Source organism: Cellulomonas sp., assembly GCF_965229465.1.
Classification (GTDB): domain Bacteria; phylum Actinomycetota; class Actinomycetes; order Actinomycetales; family Cellulomonadaceae; genus Cellulomonas.
In genome coordinates this window covers 1,033,787-1,052,410 of the sequence record NZ_OZ245882.1, presented here as the reverse complement: position 1 = coordinate 1,052,410, position 18,624 = coordinate 1,033,787, and the positions used below count along the sequence as shown (strand labels likewise).

General features: G+C 72.8%; 14 protein-coding genes. All 14 read left to right on the top strand.

Annotated features, from left to right (window positions below; all coding sequences use genetic code 11):
• Nucleotides 1-525, top strand: coding sequence for a hypothetical protein (locus ACO06A_RS04990; protein WP_421734941.1), 525 nt, complete (start codon nucleotides 1-3; stop codon nucleotides 523-525).
• Nucleotides 522-1,958, top strand: coding sequence for an AAA family ATPase (locus ACO06A_RS04985; protein WP_421734940.1), 1,437 nt, complete (start codon nucleotides 522-524; stop codon nucleotides 1,956-1,958). The genes ACO06A_RS04990 and ACO06A_RS04985 overlap by 4 nt, the downstream gene beginning before the upstream one ends.
• Nucleotides 1,955-3,232 (top strand): hypothetical protein, encoded by a 1,278-nt coding sequence (locus tag ACO06A_RS04980; RefSeq protein ID WP_421734939.1) that lies wholly within the window; start codon nucleotides 1,955-1,957, stop codon nucleotides 3,230-3,232. The genes ACO06A_RS04985 and ACO06A_RS04980 overlap by 4 nt, the downstream gene beginning before the upstream one ends.
• Nucleotides 3,229-4,185 carry a glutamate ABC transporter substrate-binding protein gene (locus ACO06A_RS04975; RefSeq protein ID WP_421734938.1) on the top strand — a complete coding sequence of 319 codons (957 nt, stop codon included), beginning with the start codon at nucleotides 3,229-3,231 and terminating at the stop codon, nucleotides 4,183-4,185. The genes ACO06A_RS04980 and ACO06A_RS04975 overlap by 4 nt, the downstream gene beginning before the upstream one ends.
• Nucleotides 4,182-5,294, top strand: a complete 1,113-nt coding sequence (locus tag ACO06A_RS04970) for a hypothetical protein (RefSeq protein ID WP_421734937.1) — start codon at nucleotides 4,182-4,184, stop codon at nucleotides 5,292-5,294. The genes ACO06A_RS04975 and ACO06A_RS04970 overlap by 4 nt, the downstream gene beginning before the upstream one ends.
• Nucleotides 5,291-7,582: a tetratricopeptide repeat protein gene (locus ACO06A_RS04965; protein WP_421734936.1), complete on the top strand. Its 2,292-nt coding sequence runs from the start codon at nucleotides 5,291-5,293 to the stop codon at nucleotides 7,580-7,582. The genes ACO06A_RS04970 and ACO06A_RS04965 overlap by 4 nt, the downstream gene beginning before the upstream one ends.
• A complete protein-coding gene (locus ACO06A_RS04960; RefSeq protein ID WP_421734935.1) occupies nucleotides 7,567-8,625 on the top strand; it encodes a protein phosphatase 2C domain-containing protein in 1,059 nt (352 codons plus the stop codon). Before ACO06A_RS04965 ends, ACO06A_RS04960 begins: the two co-directional genes overlap by 16 nt.
• 9 nt (nucleotides 8,626-8,634) lie before the next feature.
• Nucleotides 8,635-9,912 carry a vWA domain-containing protein gene (locus tag ACO06A_RS04955; protein ID WP_421734934.1) on the top strand — a complete coding sequence of 426 codons (1,278 nt, stop codon included), beginning with the start codon at nucleotides 8,635-8,637 and terminating at the stop codon, nucleotides 9,910-9,912.
• Nucleotides 9,909-10,622: an FHA domain-containing protein gene (locus ACO06A_RS04950; protein WP_421734933.1), complete on the top strand. Its 714-nt coding sequence runs from the start codon at nucleotides 9,909-9,911 to the stop codon at nucleotides 10,620-10,622. Before ACO06A_RS04955 ends, ACO06A_RS04950 begins: the two co-directional genes overlap by 4 nt.
• 99 nt (nucleotides 10,623-10,721) lie before the next feature.
• Nucleotides 10,722-11,930 carry an MFS transporter gene (locus ACO06A_RS04945; protein WP_421734932.1) on the top strand — a complete coding sequence of 403 codons (1,209 nt, stop codon included), beginning with the start codon at nucleotides 10,722-10,724 and terminating at the stop codon, nucleotides 11,928-11,930.
• A gap of 10 nt (nucleotides 11,931-11,940) precedes the next feature.
• On the top strand, nucleotides 11,941-15,618 hold the full coding sequence (locus ACO06A_RS04940; RefSeq protein ID WP_421734931.1) for a nitrate reductase subunit alpha: 3,678 nt from the start codon (nucleotides 11,941-11,943) through the stop codon (nucleotides 15,616-15,618).
• Entirely contained in the window at nucleotides 15,618-17,279 is a 1,662-nt protein-coding gene (narH, locus tag ACO06A_RS04935; RefSeq protein WP_421734930.1) for a nitrate reductase subunit beta, read from the top strand. Before ACO06A_RS04940 ends, narH begins: the two co-directional genes overlap by 1 nt.
• The gene (gene narJ / locus ACO06A_RS04930; protein WP_421734929.1) at nucleotides 17,276-17,884 is read left to right on the top strand and encodes a nitrate reductase molybdenum cofactor assembly chaperone; all 609 of its coding nucleotides are present in this window, start codon (nucleotides 17,276-17,278) and stop codon (nucleotides 17,882-17,884) included. The genes narH and narJ overlap by 4 nt, the downstream gene beginning before the upstream one ends.
• Nucleotides 17,881-18,624, top strand: coding sequence for a respiratory nitrate reductase subunit gamma (gene narI / locus ACO06A_RS04925; RefSeq protein WP_421734928.1), 744 nt, complete (start codon nucleotides 17,881-17,883; stop codon nucleotides 18,622-18,624). Before narJ ends, narI begins: the two co-directional genes overlap by 4 nt.

The window sequence follows — 18,624 nt, the reverse complement described above, 5'->3', positions numbered from 1 at the left end:
ATGAGCTGGTTCGCACGCCTGAGGGGGCGGCGTCGGGAGCCCGAGCTTCCCCCTGCACCGCCCGCGCCGACGACGGCGGACATCGTCGCGTCCGCACACCAGGTGGAGCAGCAGATCGCGGGCAAGGTGCCGGCCGCGGTGACCGCGCGCGTGCTGCGGATCACGCGGACCGTCGACGAGATGGCGCCCCGGCTGGACCGGCTGGGCGCCGGCAGCCTCCAGGCGCACACGGTGGTCGCGACCGCCACGAGCTACCTGCCCGAGGCGGTGGGCGGCTACCTGCGCCTGCCGCGGGACTTCGCCGACCGCCGGGTCGTGTCGAAGGGCAAGACCTCGCTCATGGTGCTCTGCGACCAGCTGGACCTGCTGGGCGTCACGCTGGACAAGATCTCCGACGCCGTCTCCCGCGAGGACGCCAACGCGCTCGTGGCGCACGGGCTGTTCCTGGCCGAGAAGTTCGGTGGCACCTCGCTCGCGCTGGCCCCGGAGGCCGGCCTCGACACGCCCCAGGTGGAGCGCCCGTGACCCTGACCGACGCCCTCGACACCCTCGAGACCGTCGGCGCCGCTGCCGGTCTGGAGCGCGCCGCGGTCCGCGACGAGGGTGCGCGCCTCGCGGCCGCCGTCGCCGAGTCGATCCCCGGGGCGGCTGCCGCCTGGCTCACCGCGGTCGGCGCGCACGAGGCGACGTTCGGGGCGTTCTTCGCGGCGGCCTCCAGCGCGCGGCGCTGGCGCTCGGCCCCGACCGATCTGCTCACCGGGCTCGTCGGCACCCCGCACGCGGCGCCCTACGCCGCCGCGCTGGCCGAGGTGGTCTCCGCTGCGTGCGACCTGGGACCCGCGGGGATCGACGTGATCGCGCGCGCCTCGGCCACCGCCGCGGTGCAGCGAGCCGCCGTGGACGGGCAGGTCCCGGTGGCACCCGAGCTGCCGTCCGCGTTCGACCTGCCTCGCGTCGACCCGTCGGCGTTCGACCTGTCCGCGCTCGCGCTGCCGCCGCAGCCGGGCGCCGGGGAGCCGGGGCTGGTCCCCGTCCACGCGACGCCCGTCGCCGGCACGACCTTCGTCCCCGAGGAGAAGCCCGCGAAGTCCCTCGAGGAGCTGCTGGCCGAGCTGGACGCCCTCGTCGGCCTGCGCCGCGTCAAGGCCGAGATCCGGCAGCAGACCCAGCTCCTGCGGGTCGAGCGCCTGCGCACCGAGGCCGGTCTCACGGCGCCCACCCTGACCCGGCACCTGGTGTTCCTGGGCAACCCCGGCACGGGCAAGACCACGGTCGCGCGGCTGGTGGCCGGCATCTACCGGGCGCTCGGGCTGCTCACCAAGGGCCACCTGGTGGAGGTCGACCGCTCCGAGCTCGTCGCCGGGTACCTCGGGCAGACGGCCGTGAAGACGTCGGAGGTCGTCGCGACCGCGCTCGGCGGGGTCCTGTTCGTCGACGAGGCCTACGGGCTGGCCGAGGACCAGTACGGCGCCGAGGCCGTGAACACGCTGGTCAAGGACATGGAGGACCACCGCGACGACCTCGTGGTGATCGTCGCCGGGTACCCGGCGCCCATGGCGACGTTCCTGGCCACCAACCCCGGGCTGGAGAGCCGGTTCTCCACGACGGTCGAGTTCGACGACTACACGGACGCCGAGCTGCGGGAGATCTTCGGCCGCGCCGCGACGAAGGCGGACTTCGAGCCGACCCCCGAGTGCCTGGACCGGTTCGAGGAGCTGGCCTCGCTCCAGATCCGCGACGAGGGGTTCGGCAACGGCCGGTACGCCCGCAACGTGCTGGACCAGGCGATCACCAGGCACGCCTGGCGGCTCCGGGACGTTGAGCAGCCGACGGTGGAACAGCTCCGGCTGATCCTCCCGGAGGACCTGGTGCCGGCGGCCGACGATCCGGTGCCCGACGAGCCGGCCGTCGACGAGCCCGCCGCAGAGACCGACGCCCACATCGAGGAGTCCGCGTGACGCAGACCATCGCCCCGCCGGCGGCACCCTCCGCCGCGGCCACACCCGTGCACCGCACCGGGCTGCGCGGCGCTCTGAGCCGCACGCCCGGTCGCCTGCGCGTCGCCGGCGTCGTGTCCGTGCTGGCCGCCACCGCCGTCGGCGTGATCGGCCTCAACGCCGGCCTCGCGCAGTCGCAGGCGCTGTCCGACGCCGACGCCGACACCACCCAGCTGGTCGGCATCCAGGACGTCCGCAACGACCTGGTGGTGGCCGACGCGACCGCCACCAACGCGTTCCTCGTGGGCGGCCTGGAGCCGCCGGAGCAGCGCGCCCGGTACGACGAGGCCATCGTCTCCGCCTCCAACGGGCTCGCGCGGCTGGCCGGCTCCAACGGCGCCGACGCGGACCTGCTGGGGCAGGCGAACGCCGGCCTGACCACGTACACCGGCCTGGTCGAGCAGGCCCGCGCCAACAACCGGCAGGGCTTCCCGGTGGGCGCCGCATACCTCGACCAGGCGTCGGCCGTCCTGCGCTCGGACGTGCTCCCGCACCTGGACGACCTGGTGCAGGCCAACACCGACCGCGTCGACTCCTCGTTCGACTCGGTGGCGTCCGTGCCGTGGCTGCTGGCCCTCGGCATCCTCGCGCTCGCGGTGCTCGTCGTCGTGCAGGCGTGGCTGGCCAAGCGCACCCACCGCCGCCTGAACGCCGGGCTGTTCTGGTCCACGGTCCTCGCGCTCGCCGCGACGATCGGCGGGGCCGTGGTGCTCGGGTCGGCCGCGGCCAAGGCCGGCGACGCGCGCTCGGGTCCCTACGACGCGACGGTCTCGGTGTCGCAGGCGTACTCGCTGGCCAACGACGCCAAGTCCCAGGAGTCGTTCACCCTCATCAAGCGCGGCTCCGGGGCGGCGTACGAGGAGCAGTTCGTGCTCAAGACCGACGAGGCGCGCGAGCTCCTCGCCCGGCCCACGGTCGATCCGGCGCTCTCGCCCCTGCTCGACGACTGGGTCACGTCGCACCAGGAGATCCGCGCGCTCGACGACGGCGGTGACTGGGACGGCGCGGTCGCGCTGGCGATCAGCGAGGAGCCGGGCGCCCCCAACGACCTGTTCGCGCAGTTCTCGACCGCCGCGTCGAGCAGCCTGGAGGCCAGCGCTGCCCAGACGCACGACGCCCTGTCCGGCTCCGGCGGGTCGTCGGTCCTGGTCGGCTGGCTCATGCTCGTCGTCGGCCTGCTGGCGGCGGTCCTGTCCTGGCGCGGCATCTCGACCCGAGTGGAGGAGTACCGGTGACCACCACACGCACGACCACCAAGCGACGCGTCGGCGCAGTCCTCGGGGCCCTCGCCCTGCTCGCCGGCTGCGCCGGTGCACCCGCCGCCGCGCCGGCGGCCCAGCAGGAGGTGGCGGCGCCCGCGGTCGTCGTCCCGGCGGCCACGACGTGCGACGACGCCAACGAGTCCACGACCTCCTACGCACCGGGACCGGCCGGAGCGGCCGTGGACGCCATCCGCGCGCGCGGCGCGGTGCGGGTGGGGGTCTCGGCCGACACCCTGCTGATGGGCTCGCGCAACCCGCTGTCGGGGCAGATCGAGGGCTTCGACATCGACATGCTGCACGCCGTCTCGACCGCGATCTTCGGCAGCCCCGACCACCTCCAGTTCCGCGTCATCACGTCCGCGCAGCGGCTGGAGGTGCTGGAGAACCACGAGGTCGACCTGGTGGCCCGCACGTTCACCATCAACTGCGAGCGCTGGGAGACCATCGCGTTCTCCGCCGAGTACCTCACCGCCGGCCAGAAGGTGCTGGTGACCCGGGACTCCGAGGCCCAGGGCATCGAGGACCTGGACGGGCAGCGCGTGTGCGCCCCGGAGGGCACCACCACCCTGGAGCGGCTCGAGGAGACGTACCCGGACGTCACGGCGGTCAGCGCGCCGACGCACACCGGCTGCCTGGTCCTGTTCCAGCAGGGCAAGGTCGACGCGATCACGGGCGACGACACGATCCTCGCCGGGTTCGCCGCGCAGGACCCGTACGCCAAGGTGGTGGGCGAGGCGTTCAGCGCCGAGCCGTACGGCATCGGCGTCGCCGCGGACCAGGTCGACCTCGTGCGGTTCGTCAACGGGGTGCTCGACCAGGCCAAGGCCGACGGCACCTGGGCCGCCTCCTACGACCGCTGGCTCGGTGCGCTGGGGACCGCCCCGGCGCCGCCGGTCTCGGTGTACGGGCGGGTCGGCAGCCCGTGAGCGGACCCGAGGCGCCCGAGGCGCCCGGGCGGCTCGGGGAGCCGATCCCCGCACCGGAGCTGCTCCGCTACCTCAGCGGGCTCGAGGCCTGGCTGGCCAACCGCCGCACCGAGCTGGACCGTCTGGACCAGGCCGCGCAGGCGTCGCCCGCCTCCGAGAGCTACACCGACGACGTGCTGCTGGCGCTGACCATGTGGCAGGCGATCCGGTCCCGCACCGACGAGCTGGTGGTCGTGTGGGACTCGGGCCGGGCGGACGCCGTGGCGCGCGAGAAGATGTCGCAGCTGGTCTGGGGCCGGCTGGACTCGGGGCTGGGGGCCGCGCTGGTGTCGCTGGTCGAGGCCGTGACCCTGTGCGACGCGATGATCTCGCAGGTGCGCGCGCGGCTGTCGTTCGACCCGGACACCGCCGACCAGGCGTCGCGGCTGCGCGGTCTGCGGGCGGGCCTCGTCCGCTGCGAGGACCTCGCCGGCGTCGACACGGCCTCCCGCGAGCTGATCGGGACCCTGCGCACGCGGGAGCAGAAGCTCGTCGCGCAGGCGGCCCGCGGTGCGGACATCTCGGGACCGCTCGCCGAGCTCGAGGCGCGCGCCGCCCTGGCCGAGCGCGACCTCATCGTGCAGGTGTCGCAGCGGCGCACCCTCGAGAAGGGCCGCGCCGACGCTCGGGACACGATGGCCGCCCTGGAGACCCGCGAGCCGACGCTGCACCAGCTGGCCGACCGGTGCCGCCGCGAGATCGCGCACCCTCCCAAGCTCGCCGTACCGGACGTGTCCCGCCTCGGCGCCGTGCCGGACAGCCGCACGGAGCTCGACGCGTTCGTCGACCGGCTCGCCGCCGTCGGCCGCGCGTTCGACGCGGTCGCCGACGCCTACAGCAAGCCCCTGCGCGAGCGGGCGGAGCTGCGCTACCGGCTCGAGGGTGCCCGCGCCGCGGCCGACGCCAACGGCCGCAGCGCCTCGCCCACGGTCCGCTCGGGGTACGACGAGGCCCGCGCCGTCGTCGCCCAGACGCCCTGCGACCTCACCCTGACCCGCTTCCTCGTGGAGCAGTACGAGTACCTCAGCCGCGACCTGCCCACGGTGGGTCAGGAGGGACGACACCGATGATCGCCTGCACCGAGCCCGGTTGCACCGGCACCTACGAGGACGGCTACTGCAACGTGTGCGGATCGCCGCAGACCGCGACGGCGGCGGGCGCCCCTGCGTCCGCCACGTCGCTGCTGGGTACAGGGGTCGCCCAGGCGAGCCCCGACCCGGCCGCGGCCGCCGCCGACCCCGACGCCGAGCGGTCCACCCGCACCGGTCGCACCAGCTCGAGCCGGCTGGCCACGGCCGCCCTCGGGTCGGCGCGCACGGCTGCTGTCGGCGGCACGCGGCCCACCCGCCGCGTCGGCACCTCCTCGACCCGGCTGCGCGGCGCGCGCCTGGGCGCCGGCCTCACGACCGTGCCCCCGGCCCCGGTGCAGGACCCGCTCCAGGCGGTCATGGCCGTGCCCGAGGTGCCGGAGCGCAAGCGCTTCTGCCCGGCGTGCGGCGCCGAGGTCGGCCGGTCGCGCGACGGGGTGCCCGGCCGGACCGCGGGGTTCTGCCCGAAGTGCGGCAACCACTTCGACTTCACGCCGGCGCTCAACCCCGGTGACGTGGTCGGCGGGCAGTACGAGGTCGTCGGCTGCCTGGCGCACGGCGGCCTGGGCTGGATCTACCTGGCGCGGGACCGCAACGTCTCGGGCCGGTGGGTGGTGCTCAAGGGCCTGCTCAACTCCGGGGACCCGGACGCGTACGCGGCGGCCATCTCGGAGCGGCAGTTCCTGGCCGAGGTCGAGCACCCGCTGATCGTCGAGATCTACAACTTCGCCATGCACGAGGGCGCCGGCTACACCGTGATGGAGTTCGTCGGCGGCCGGTCGCTCAAGCAGATCCTGCAGGACCGCCGGGACGCGGCGGGCGGCGTCAACACCCCCCTGCCGGTGGACCAGGCGCTCGCGTTCGTGCTCGAGATCCTGCCCGCGTTCGCCTACCTGCACGACGTGGGCCTGTTGTTCTGCGACTTCAAGCCGGACAACGTGATCCAGCAGGGCGACGCGGTCAAGCTCATCGACCTGGGCGGCGTGCGCCGGATCGACGACCTGGACTCGGCGATCTTCGGCACGGTCGGCTACCAGGCCCCCGAGGTGGCCGAGGTGGGGCCGTCCGTGGCGTCTGACATCTACACGATCGGCCGCACGCTGGCCACGCTGGTGCTCGACTTCCGCGGCAACACCAGCACCTACGTGGCGTCGCTGCCGGCAGTCGCGGACACGCCGGTGTTCCAGACGTACGACTCGTTCTACCGGCTGCTGGCCAAGGCGTGCGCGCTCGACCCGTCGGACCGGTTCGCCACGGTCGACGAGCTGCGCGCGCAGACCCTCGGCGTGCTGCGCGAGGTCGTCGCCACCGACCGCGGCCCGGGCAGCCCGGCCCTGCACTCGGCGGCGTCGGTCCTGTTCGAGGCGCCGACGTCCGACGAGGCCGGCCACCCGCTGTCCTGGGACCAGCTGCCCGCGCTCAAGGTCGACGCGAGCGACCCGGCGGCCAGCTGGCTCGCCGGTGTCAACGTGAGCAACCCGGACCAGCGCCTCGCCGCGCTGGCCGACGCCCCGGACGAGACCGTCGAGGTGCGGCTGCGGCGCGCGACCGCGGCGATCGAGGCCGGGCGCCAGGACGTGCTCGACCAGACGCTGTCGCAGATCCTCACGGACGACCCGTGGGAGTGGCGCGCGGCGTGGCTGGGAGGCCTGGCGCAGCTGAGCACCGGTGACCCCGTCGCGGCGCGGGCCTCGTTCAACGCGGTCTACGGGCAGGTGCCCGGGGAGCTGGCGCCCAAGCTCGCGCTGGCCACCGCGTGCGAGCTGAGCAACGAGCCCGACATCGCGGAGTCGCTCTACATCATCTGCGCGCGCTCGGACGCCAACTACACGGCGCCCGCGGCGTTCGGGCTGGCCCGCATCCGTCGGGCGCGGGGCGACCTGCCCGGGTCGCTCGCGGCGCTCGACCTGGTGACGCCCACCCGCAGCTCGTACGTGGACGCCCGGATGCTGCGCGCCCAGCTGCTGGCCACCTCCAGCGGTGACCTGCGCGCGCTGTCCGACGCGCTGGCCAGCGTGCAGTCGGTCTCCATCGAGCCGCGGGCGCGGGCCGCCCTGCGGGTGGACGTGCTCGGGTCCGCGCTCGCCGCGGTGCTCAAGGACGGGCCGTCGACCACCGTGCAGCTGGGCGCCGTTCCCGCGAAGGAGCCGGACCTGCGCGATGCGCTCGAGGGCGCCCTGCGCGAGTACGCGACTCTCGCCGAGACGCACGACGAGCGGATCGCCCTGGTGGACCGGGCCAACGACGTGCGTCGGTGGACCACGTGGTGACCTGCCCCAGTTGCGGCACGGCCGCCGCCGACGGCTCGGCGTTCTGCGAGCAGTGCGGCACGGCCCTCGGCGCCCCGGCGCCGGCGGCGGTCGCCGTGCTCGAGAAGCCTGCCGAGCCGGCCACCCCGGTGTGTCGGTCCTGCGGCGGGACGATCGCGCCGGACGGCTACTGCGAGCACTGCGGCGAGCTCGCCGTCAGCGCGCGCGACCACTGGGCCGAGCTGCCGTCCCCGCTGGTCGGCGGGGTCTGCGACAAGGGCCGGCGCAAGAGCCGCAACGAGGACTCCATGGCGCTGGCCGTGGTCGGCAGCACCGCCGTCCTGGTGGTCTGCGACGGCGTGTCCAACATCCCCGACTCCGACCTCGCCAGCCTCTCCGCCTCGCGCGCGGCACGCGACGTGCTGGCCACCGCGGAGCCCCAGACGGTCTCGTCCTGGTCCGCGCTGCTCATCACCGCGGCGGCGGCGGCGGACCAGGCCATCGCGGATGCCGTCGGGGACATGGCCGGCCGCGCCGAGCCGCCGTCGTGCACGTTCGTCGCGACCGTCGTCGACGGCCCCACCGTCGTCGCCGGCTGGCTGGGGGACTCCCGCGCGTACTGGATCCCCGACGAGGGCGACTCCCACCAGATCAGCGTCGACGACTCGGCGGCGAACGAGATGATCGCGCGCGGCATCCCGCGGGCGCGCGCCGAGGCCTCCCGCGAGGGGCACGCGATCACGCGCTGGCTCGGGCCCGACGCGGAGACCGTGGTCCCGCAGACCGCGACCACGCGTGCGCAGGGACCCGGGTGGGTGCTGGTCTGCTCGGACGGCCTGTGGAACTACTGCTCCGAGGCCGACGACGTGGCGGACCTGCTGCACCGCACCACCGAGAAGGTCGGCCAGTCCCCGGACGCGATCGCCGGCGAGCTGGTCCGCTGGGCCAACGAGCAGGGCGGGCACGACAACATCACCGCCGCGCTGGCCCGCGTCGCCGCACCCTTCGATACTGTCCAGACCGAAGAGACGGTGTCGGCCCAGTCCGCACCGCCCGCAGCCTGAGGAGCCACAGTGGCCGACTTCCGCACCGAGGTGTTCCAGAACGAGTTCCTCTCCGACGGTGCCACGGACGTGCACGCGATCGTCACCGTCACCAGCTCGGGCGCGGGCACGGCGGCGTCGTCCGGCGGGGGCGTCGCCGAGATCGTCATCATCGACACGTCCGGCTCCATGAGCGGACCGAACATCGAGGCCGCCAAGTACGCGGCGCAGGTGGCGGTCGACCAGATCGCCGACGGCACCTGGTTCGCGGTGGTCGGCGGCAGCCACGTGGCCAACCGCGCGTTCCCGTACCCGAACGCGCCGGTCGCGATCGTGCAGATGGAGCCCGGCGCCCGCGAGGAGGCCAAGCGCGCCATCTCGTTCATGCGTCCCTCGGGCGGTACCGCGATGAGCACCTGGCTGCGGCTGGCGGACGCGATCTTCGCGATGGTCCCGCAGGCGGCGCAGAAGCACGCGATCCTGCTCACCGACGGCCGCAACGAGTCGGAGCCGCGCGCCGAGCTGTCCAAGGCGATCAGCGACGTCACTGGGCACTTCCAGTGCGACGCGCGCGGCGTCGGGTCCAGCTGGGAGGTGGCCGAGCTGCGCGAGATCGCGACGGCGCTGCTGGGCACGGTCGACCTCATCCGCAACCCGGCGGACATCGCCGAGGACTTCAAGGCGCTGGTGAACGAGTCGATGTCCAAGGGCGTCGCGGACGCCGAGCTGCGCGTCTGGGCACCGCAGGGCGCGCAGGTGCTGTTCGTCCGGCGCGTGGCCCCCACCGTGGAGGACATCACGTCGCGGCGCACGGAGGTGAACGCCCTCACGGGGGCCTACCCGACCGGGGCGTGGGGTGACGAGTCGCGCGACTACCACGTGGCGATCCGGGTGCCGTCGAAGCCGGTGGGCTCCGAGCAGCTGGCCGCGCGCGTGCAGATCGCGGTCGGCGGGGACGTGCTGGCGTCGGGGCTGGTCAAGGCCCGCTGGTCCGACGACAGCTCGCTCACCGCGCGGATCAACCCCGAGGTCGCGCACTACACCGGCCAGGCCGAGCTCGCGTCCGTCATCCAGGAGGGGCTGGCCGCCAAGGCGTCCGGCGACGAGGCCACGGCGACCGTCAAGCTGGGCCGCGCGGTCCAGCTGGCCGCCGAGACCGGCAACGAGGAGGCCACCTCCCGGCTGCGGCGGGTGGTCGAGATCGACGACGAGGAGAAGGGCACCGTGCGCCTCAAGCGCAACGCCGACAAGCTCGACGAGATGGCGCTCGACACCGCGTCCACCAAGACCACCCGGGTCCGCCGGTGAGCACCGTCGTCTGCCCGAACGGCCACACGTCCACCTCCACCGATTACTGCGACGTCTGCGGCGCGCCCATCGAGTCGTCGGCCCCGGCCCAGGCTCCCGAGCCCGCCGCGGCGGGGGCCGGGACCGCCACCACGTGCCCGCACTGCGGAGCGCCCGCGTCGTCGCTCGCCCTGTTCTGCGAGGTCTGCGGCTACGACTTCACGACGGGTACCGCCCCCGCGCCGGTCTCCACGCCCGTGCCCGTGACTCCCGCCCCCGATCCGGACCCCGCACCCGCGGCGCTCCCGACACCGGCCCCCGACGGCGCCGAGTCCTGGGTGGCCGAGGTCTGGGTGGACCCCGACTGGTACGCCGCCCAGCAGCCCGAGGACCCGATGCCGTCCGCGGGCCTGCCCGGCCTGGTGCCCCTGCGCGAGCGCAGCGTGCTGGTGGGCCGCCCGTCCGCGTCCCGCAACATCCACCCCGCGGTCGACTGTGGGACGGACTCCGGGGTGTCGCGACGGCACTGCCAGCTCAACACCGACGGCCAGCGCTGGTGGGTCGAGGACCTCCAGTCCGCCAACGGCACCTATGTCAGCCGCGCGGGCGACCCGCTGCCGACCACTCCGATCCCCGCCGGCCAGCGCAAGGAGATCGAGGACGGCGACCGGCTGTACCTCGGGGCGTGGACGCGCATCGTGATCCGGACGGCGCTCCCCGGGGAGGTCTGACCAGGGCCGAAGGTCCCGAGTTCTCCGCCGAGCGCGCGTGCTAACTTCCGAAGCACGCCAGGTCCGCGCAACGACGCCGGACCACGCTCGGGGGGTCTCGTGGCTGGACAGACCGATGGACGCATCGCCGTGCGGGTGCTCGTCGTGGCGATGTTCGGGTTCCTGGTCAACTTCTGGGCCTGGGCGCTCATCAGCCCGCTCGGCAACGCCTACGGCAAGGCCCTCGACCTCACGGGGGTGCAGCAGTCGGTCCTGGTCGCCGTCCCGGTGATCGTGGGGTCGCTGGGCCGGATCCCGGTCGGCGCTCTCACCGACCGGTTCGGCTCGCGCCGCATGTTCCCGACCGTCACCGTGCTGACGATCCTGCCGGTGCTCTTCATCGGGTTCGTCGCCGAGACGTACGCGGCGATGCTGGTCGGGGGGTTCTTCCTCGGGCTCGGCGGCACCGCGTTCGCGATCGGCGTGCCGGCGGTGAACCAGTGGTTCGCGCCCGAGCGGCGTGGCACAGCGCTGGGACTCTTCGGGCTCGGCATGGGCGGCACCGCGATCTCCGCGTTCACCACGGTGCGGATCACGGAGGCGTACGGGCACGAGGCCCCGTTCGTGCTGGTCGCCTGCGTGCTCGCGGTCTACGCGGTCGTGTCCGCCCTGCTGCTGCGCGACAAGCCGGACCGGCCCGTGCCGCAGGGGACGTTCCTGGCCCGGACCTGGGCGACCGCACGGATCCCGGCCACGGGGCAGCTCTCCCTGCTGTACGCGCTGGGGTTCGGCGGCTTCGTGGCGTTCAGCGTCTACCTGCCGACGTACCTGGTGAACGCGTACGACCTCACCGCCGCCGACGCCGCGGCCCGCACGGCAGGGTTCGTCGTGCTCGCGGTCGCCATGCGACCCGTCGGCGGGACGCTGTCCGACCGGGTCGGTCCCGTCCCGGTGCTCCTCACCGTCTTCGTCGCGACCGGGGTGCTCGCCCTCGTCGCCGCGCTCGAGCTTCCCCTCATCCCGCTGGCCACGGTCGCGTTCCTCGGCCTCGCCGCCGCGCTCGGTGCCGCCTCCGGCGCGGTGTTCGCACTGGTGGCCCAGGTGGCGCCCCAGGACAAGGTCGGTGCGGTGACGGGCATCGTCGGCGCCGCCGGTGGCCTGGGCGGCTTCTTCCCGCCGCTCGTCATGGGGGCCGTCTTCGACCAGGTGGGCGACTACAGCCTCGGGTACGTGCTGCTCGCCGTGAGCGCGTTCGCGGTCGCCTGGTTCACCTGGGGCCCGGTCCGCCGGGCCGCCCGCGCACGCGCCGACGCCACCATCACCCGCTAGAGGAGCCGTCATGACCGGACTGGACGAGGGCGTGGTCGAGGCGCTGCTCAAGACGCGACGGTTCCTGCGCAAGAACGAGGTGTCGGCGGACCTGCGCACGCTGCACCAGATCGGCGGGCGCGACGCGGACACGTTCTACCGGGACCGCTGGAGCCACGACAAGGTGGTCCGCTCGACGCACGGCGTGAACTGCACGGGCTCGTGCTCGTGGAAGGTGTTCGTCAAGGACGGCATCATCACGTGGGAGGCCCAGCAGACGGACTACCCGTCGACCGGCCCGGACCGCCCCGAGTACGAGCCGCGCGGGTGCCCCCGTGGCGCCGCCTTCTCCTGGTACACCTACTCGCCGACGCGCGTCCGGTACCCGTACGTCCGTGGCCTCCTGCTGGAGATGTACCGCGAGGCGAAGGCGCGGCTGGGTGACCCGGTGCTGGCGTGGGCGGACGTGGTCGGCGATCCCGTGCGGTCCGCCCGGTACAAGGCGGCGCGCGGCAAGGGCGGGCTGGTGCGGGCGTCGTGGGCCGAGGCCGTCGAGATGGTGGCCGCCGCGCACGTGCACACGATCAAGGAGCACGGCCCCGACCGGATCGCGGGGTTCTCGCCCATCCCGGCGATGTCCATGGTGTCGCACGGGGTCGGCGCCCGGTTCTACGCGCTGCTGGGCGCCCCGATGCTCTCGTTCTACGACTGGTACGCGGACCTGCCCGTGGCCTCGCCGCAGGTGTTCGGTGACCAGACCGACGTGCCCGAGTCGGGAGACTGGTGGGACGCCGGCTACCTGATCATGTGGGGCTCGAACGTGCCCGTGACGCGCACGCCGGACGCGCACTGGATGGTCGAGGCGCGGTACCGCGGGCAGAAGGTCGTCGCGGTCTCGCCGGACTACGCGGACAACGTGAAGTTCGCCGACGAGTGGCTGGCCCCCGCGCCGGGCACGGACGGCGCCCTCGCGATGGCGATGGGGCACGTGATCCTGCGCGAGTTCTTCGTCGAGCGGACCACCCCGTACTTCGACGGGTACGTGAAGAAGTACACGGACCTGCCGTTCCTGATCACGCTGGACCCTGACCCTGACGGGGACGGATTCGTGCCCGGCAAGTTCCTCACCGCCGCGGACCTGGGGGAGACGTCGGAGAACGCGCAGTTCAAGACGGTCCTGCTCGACGAGACGACCGGGGACGCCGTGGTGCCCAACGGGTCTCTCGGGTTCCGGTTCGGCGCCGAGGGTGAGGGCCGCTGGAACCTGGACCTCGCGTCCGTGGAGCCCCAGCTCAGCGCGGCTGGGGACGGGTCACAGCCGGTCGCGGTGACGCTCCCGCGGTTCGACGCGGTCGACGGCTCCGCCGGGAGCATCCTGCGCGGCGTCCCGACGCGCCAGGTGGCCGGCCGCACGGTGACCACGGTGTTCGACCTGCTGCTCGCGCAGTACGGCGTCGGGCGCCCGGGGCTGCCCGGCACCTGGCCCTCGGGGTACGACGACGCCGACTCGCCCTGCACGCCCGCCTGGCAGGAGGAGATCACCGGGGTGCCGGCCGCCAAGGCGGAGAAGATCGGCCGCGAGTTCGCCGCCAACGCGGAGGAGTCGAAGGGCCGGTCCATGATCCTCATGGGCGCCGGCACCAACCACTGGTTCCACGCCGACACCATCTACCGCGCGTTCCTCACGCTCACCGCCCTGTGCGGGACGCAGGGCGTGAACGGCGGCGGCTGGGCGCACTACGTGGGCCAGGAGAAGGTCCGCCCGATCACCGGGTACGGCCTGTACGCCAACGCCCTCGACTGGTCGCGGCCGCCGCGCAACATGATCCAGACCGCGTACTGGTACCTGCACACCGACCAGTTCCGGTACGACCACTTCGGCGCGGACGCGCTCGCGGCGAGCAAGTCCGGCGGGCTCTGGGCCGGGATGACGACCGCGGACGTGCTGGCGCAGTCGGCGCGGCTGGGGTGGATGCCGTCGTACCCGACCTTCGACCGCAACCCGCTGACCCTGGCGGACGACGTGGCCGCCTCGGGGACTCCGGCGACGGAGTACATCCCGGCGGCCCTCCAGGACGGCTCGCTGCGGTTCGCCGGCGAGGACCCCGACGCCCCCGAGAACTTCCCGCGCGTGCTCACCATCTGGCGGTCGAACCTGCTGGGCAGCTCCGCGAAGGGCAACGAGTACTTCCTCGAGCACCTGCTGGGCACCGACTCCTCGCTGCGGGCGCAGGAGGCGCCACCGGAGCACCGGCCCCGCGACATCGTGTGGAGGGACGAGGCACCGCGCGGCAAGCTCGACCTGCTCCTGACGCTCGACTTCCGGATGACGTCGACCACCGTGTTCTCCGACGTCGTCCTGCCGGCGGCCACCTGGTACGAGAAGTACGACCTGAGCAGCACGGACATGCACCCGTTCGTGCACTCGTTCAACCCGGCCATCTCGCCGCCGTGGCAGACCCGCACCGACTTCGACGCGTTCCACGAGATCGCCAAGGCGTTCAGCGCGCTCGCCGCGACACACCTGGGTGTCCGGCAGGACGTCGTCGCCGTCCCACTCACGCACGACACCCCGGACGCGATGGCGACCCCGTCGGGCATCGTGCGCGACTGGAAGACGGGGGAGTGCGACCCGGTCCCGGGCGTGACGATGCCCAAGCTGGTGGTCGTCGAGCGGGACTACCCGGCCGTCGCCGACAAGCTCGGCGCGCTCGGCCCGCTGGCCTCCACCCTGGGCGCGACCACCAAGGGCATCACGTTCGACCTCACGAGACCGATCGAGTACCTCGGCAAGAAGAACGGGCTGGTCCGCGGGGGCGCGGGCGACGGGCGGCCGTCGCTCCAGCGGGACGTGCACGTGTGCGAGGCGATCCTCGCGATGTCCGGCACCACCAACGGGCACCTCGCCACCGAGGGGTTCCACACGCTCGAGAAGCGGACGGGCCGCAAGCTCGCGGACCTGGCCGCCGAGCACGAGGGCAAGCAGGTCACGTTCGCGGACACGCAGGCGGCGCCCACGCCGGTCATCACGTCCCCGGAGTGGTCCGGCTCCGAGTCCGGCGGTCGCCGGTACTCGCCGTTCACCATCAACGTCGAACGCCTCAAGCCCTGGCACACCCTCACGGGCCGGCAGCACTTCTTCCTCGACCACGACTGGATGACCGAGCTGGGCGAGAACCTGCCGGTCTTCCGCCCGCCCCTGAACATGGCCGCGCTGTTCGGGGAGCCGCAGGTCGGGACCAACGGGGAGCTCGGCATCGCGGTCCGGTACCTGACCCCGCACAACAAGTGGTCCATCCACTCCGAGTACCAGGACAACCTGCTGATGCTCAGCCTGTCGCGCGGCGGTCCGGGCATCTGGATGAGCCAGAAGGACGCCGACAAGATCGGGGTCGCGGACAACGACTGGATCGAGGCAGTCAACCGCAACGGCGTCGTCGTCGCCCGCGCCATCGTGTCCCACCGCATGCCGGAGGGGACGGTCTACATGCACCACGCGCAGGACCGGCTCATCGACGTCCCGCGCTCGCAGACCTCCGGCAAGCGCGGCGGCATCCACAACTCGCTGACCCGCATCCTCATGAAACCGAGCCACCTCATCGGCGGCTACGCCCAGCTGACCTTCGCGTTCAACTACCTGGGGCCCACGGGCAACCAGCGGGACGAGGTCACGGTCATCCGTCGGCGCTCGCAGGAGGTGGAGTACTGATGCGGATCATGGCGCAGATGTCGATGGTGATGAACCTCGACAAGTGCATCGGCTGTCACACGTGCTCGGTCACCTGCAAGCAGGCGTGGACCAACCGGGCCGGCACCGAGTACGTCTGGTTCAACAACGTGGAGACGCGGCCTGGGCAGGGGTACCCGAGGACGTACCAGGACCAGGAGCGCTGGCAGGGCGGGTGGACGCTGAACAAGCGCGGCCGCCTCAAGCTCAAGGCGGGCGGGCGGCTGAAGAACCTGGCGACGATCTTCGTCAGCCCCAAGATGCCGTCGCTCGACGACTACTACGAGCCCTGGACCTACGACTACGAGACGCTGACCACCGCGCCCCTGCAGGAGCACACCCCGGTGGCGCGCCCGCGGTCGCTGATCAGCGGCGAGCCCATGCAGATCGGGTGGAGCGCCAACTGGGACGACGACCTGGGCGGCAGCGCCGCGACGCTCGCGGGCGACCCGATCCTGGCCAGGGTGTCGACCAAGATCAAGTTCGAGTTCGAGCAGACGTTCATGTTCTACCTGCCGCGCATCTGCGAGCACTGCCTCAACCCGTCGTGCGCCGCGTCCTGCCCCTCGGGCGCCATCTACAAGCGGGCCGAGGACGGGATCGTGCTGGTCGACCAGGACCAGTGCAAGGGCTGGCGCAAGTGCGTCACGGGCTGCCCGTACAAGAAGATCTACTTCAACCACCGCACGGGCAAGGCCGAGAAGTGCACCTTCTGCTTCCCACGCATCGAGGTCGGCCTTCCGACGGTCTGCTCGGAGACGTGCGTCGGCCGGCTGCGGTACCTCGGCCTGGTCCTCTACGACGCGGACAAGGTGCTCGAGGCCGCGTCGGTGACCGACGAGCACGACCTGCTGGAGGCGCAGCGCGGGGTGTTCTGCGACCCGCACGACCCCGCGGTGGTCCGGGAGGCCGAGCGCGCCGGCATCCCCCGCGACTGGATCGAGGCCGCCCAGCGCTCCCCGATCTGGGCCCTGATCAGCACGTTCAAGGTGGCCCTGCCGCTGCACCCCGAGTACCGCACGATGCCGATGGTCTGGTACATCCCGCCGCTGTCGCCGGTGGTGGACGCGGTCGCGGAGACCGGTGAGGACGCCGAGTCGAAGGGCAACCTGTTCGCGGCCATCGACCAGCTCCGGATCCCGGTGGAGTACCTGGCGGAGCTGTTCACGGCGGGGGACACGGTGCCGGTGACCGGGGTGCTGAAGAAGCTCGCCGCGATGCGCTCGTACATGCGGGACATCTCGATGGGTCGCGACGCCGACCCGTCGATCCCCGCGGCCGTCGGCATGACCGAGCAGGAGATGCTCGACATGTACCGGCTGCTGGCCATCGCCAAGTACGACGAGCGGTACGTCATCCCGGCAGCCCACGCGGAGGCCGCCCACGGCCTGGAGGAGATCGCCACCGAGTGCAGCCTCGACTACGAGGGCGGACCCGGCATGGGCGGCTCCGGGCCGTTCGGCGAGGGCTCCGGTGCCGGCACCCCGCTGGCCGTGGAGAACTTCCGGGCGCTCAAGGACCGGCAGACCGCCGACGAGGTCACGCCGACCGGGGGCCAGGGCGGGCGCGTCAACCTGCTCAACTGGGACGGCAAGGGCAACCCGCCGCCCGGACTGTTCCCCCAGCGGAAGGACCCGTCATGAGGCGCGACGACGCCCGCACGAGGGCGCTGACCCATCGGATCGCCGCTCTCCTGCTGGAGTACCCGACCACCGAGCTGGTGGCGCAGGTGCCGGACCTGCGGGCGATCGCGCCGACGCGCGCGTTCGACCCGTTGTTCGACCACCTGACCCAGACACCGCTGACGGCGCTGACCGCGGAGTACGTCGACACGTTCGACCTCCGCCGCAAGATCTGCCTCTACCTGACGTACTACGCGTACGGCGACACCCGCGAGCGCGGCATGGCCCTGCTCGCGTTCAAGCGCACGTTCCGCGCGGCCGGTCTGGAGATCGACGCCGACGAGCTCCCCGACCACCTCTGCGTCGTCCTGGAGTTCAGTGCCACGGCCGACGTCGAGGCCGGGACGCGCCTGCTGCTCGAGCACCGGGCCGGTCTGGAGCTCCTGCGGCTGGCGCTGGTCGACCGGGGTTCCCCGTGGGCCGGCGCGCTGGCCGCCGTCTGCTCTACTCTGCCGCCCCTGAAGGGTGACGAGCGGGAGGCGGTGGCGCGGCTGGCCGCGGAAGGCCCGCCCGGCGAACAGGTGGGCCTCGAGCCCTACGGCGCGATGGCGGGGATGCCCCGATGAGCGCCGTCCTGCTGTGGGTCGTCATCCCGTACGTGTGCCTGGCGTTCTTCGTCGGGGGGCACGTGTGGCGGTACCGGTACGACAAGTTCGGCTGGACCACGCGCTCGTCGCAGCTGTACGAGAGCCGGCTGCTGCGCTGGGGGAGCCCGCTGTTCCACTTCGGGATCCTGGCGGTGTTCGCCGGCCACGTGATGGGTCTGGGGATCCCGGAGAGCTGGACCTCCGCGGTCGGCATCTCGGAGGAGCTGTACCACGTCATGGCCGTGTCGATCGGGGCGGTGGCGGGCTTCTGCACGCTCGTGGGCCTGACCCTGCTGATCTACCGCCGGCGCACCGTCGGGCCGGTGTTCAGCGCCACGACGAAGATGGACAAGGTCATGTACCTGTTCCTCGCCCTCGTGATCGTGCTCGGCGTCTGGAACACCGTGGCGGGCTCGGTGCTCAACCTCAACGGCGAGTACGACTACCGCACCGGCGTGTCCGAGTGGTTCCGCGGCATCTTCCTGTTCCAGCCGAAGCCCGACCTGATGGCCGAGGCTCCCTTCGGGTTCCAGGCGCACGCCATGGTCGCCATGCTGCTGTTCGCCCTGTGGCCGTTCACTCGGCTGGTGCACGTGCTGAGCGTGCCGATCTTCTACCTGTGGCGGCCGTACGTGGTCTACCGCAGCCGCTCGGACCGGTCAGGCAGCCGGGCGACGCGGCCCGGCTGGGCTCCGTCGGACGACAGGGTTCGTCGCTAG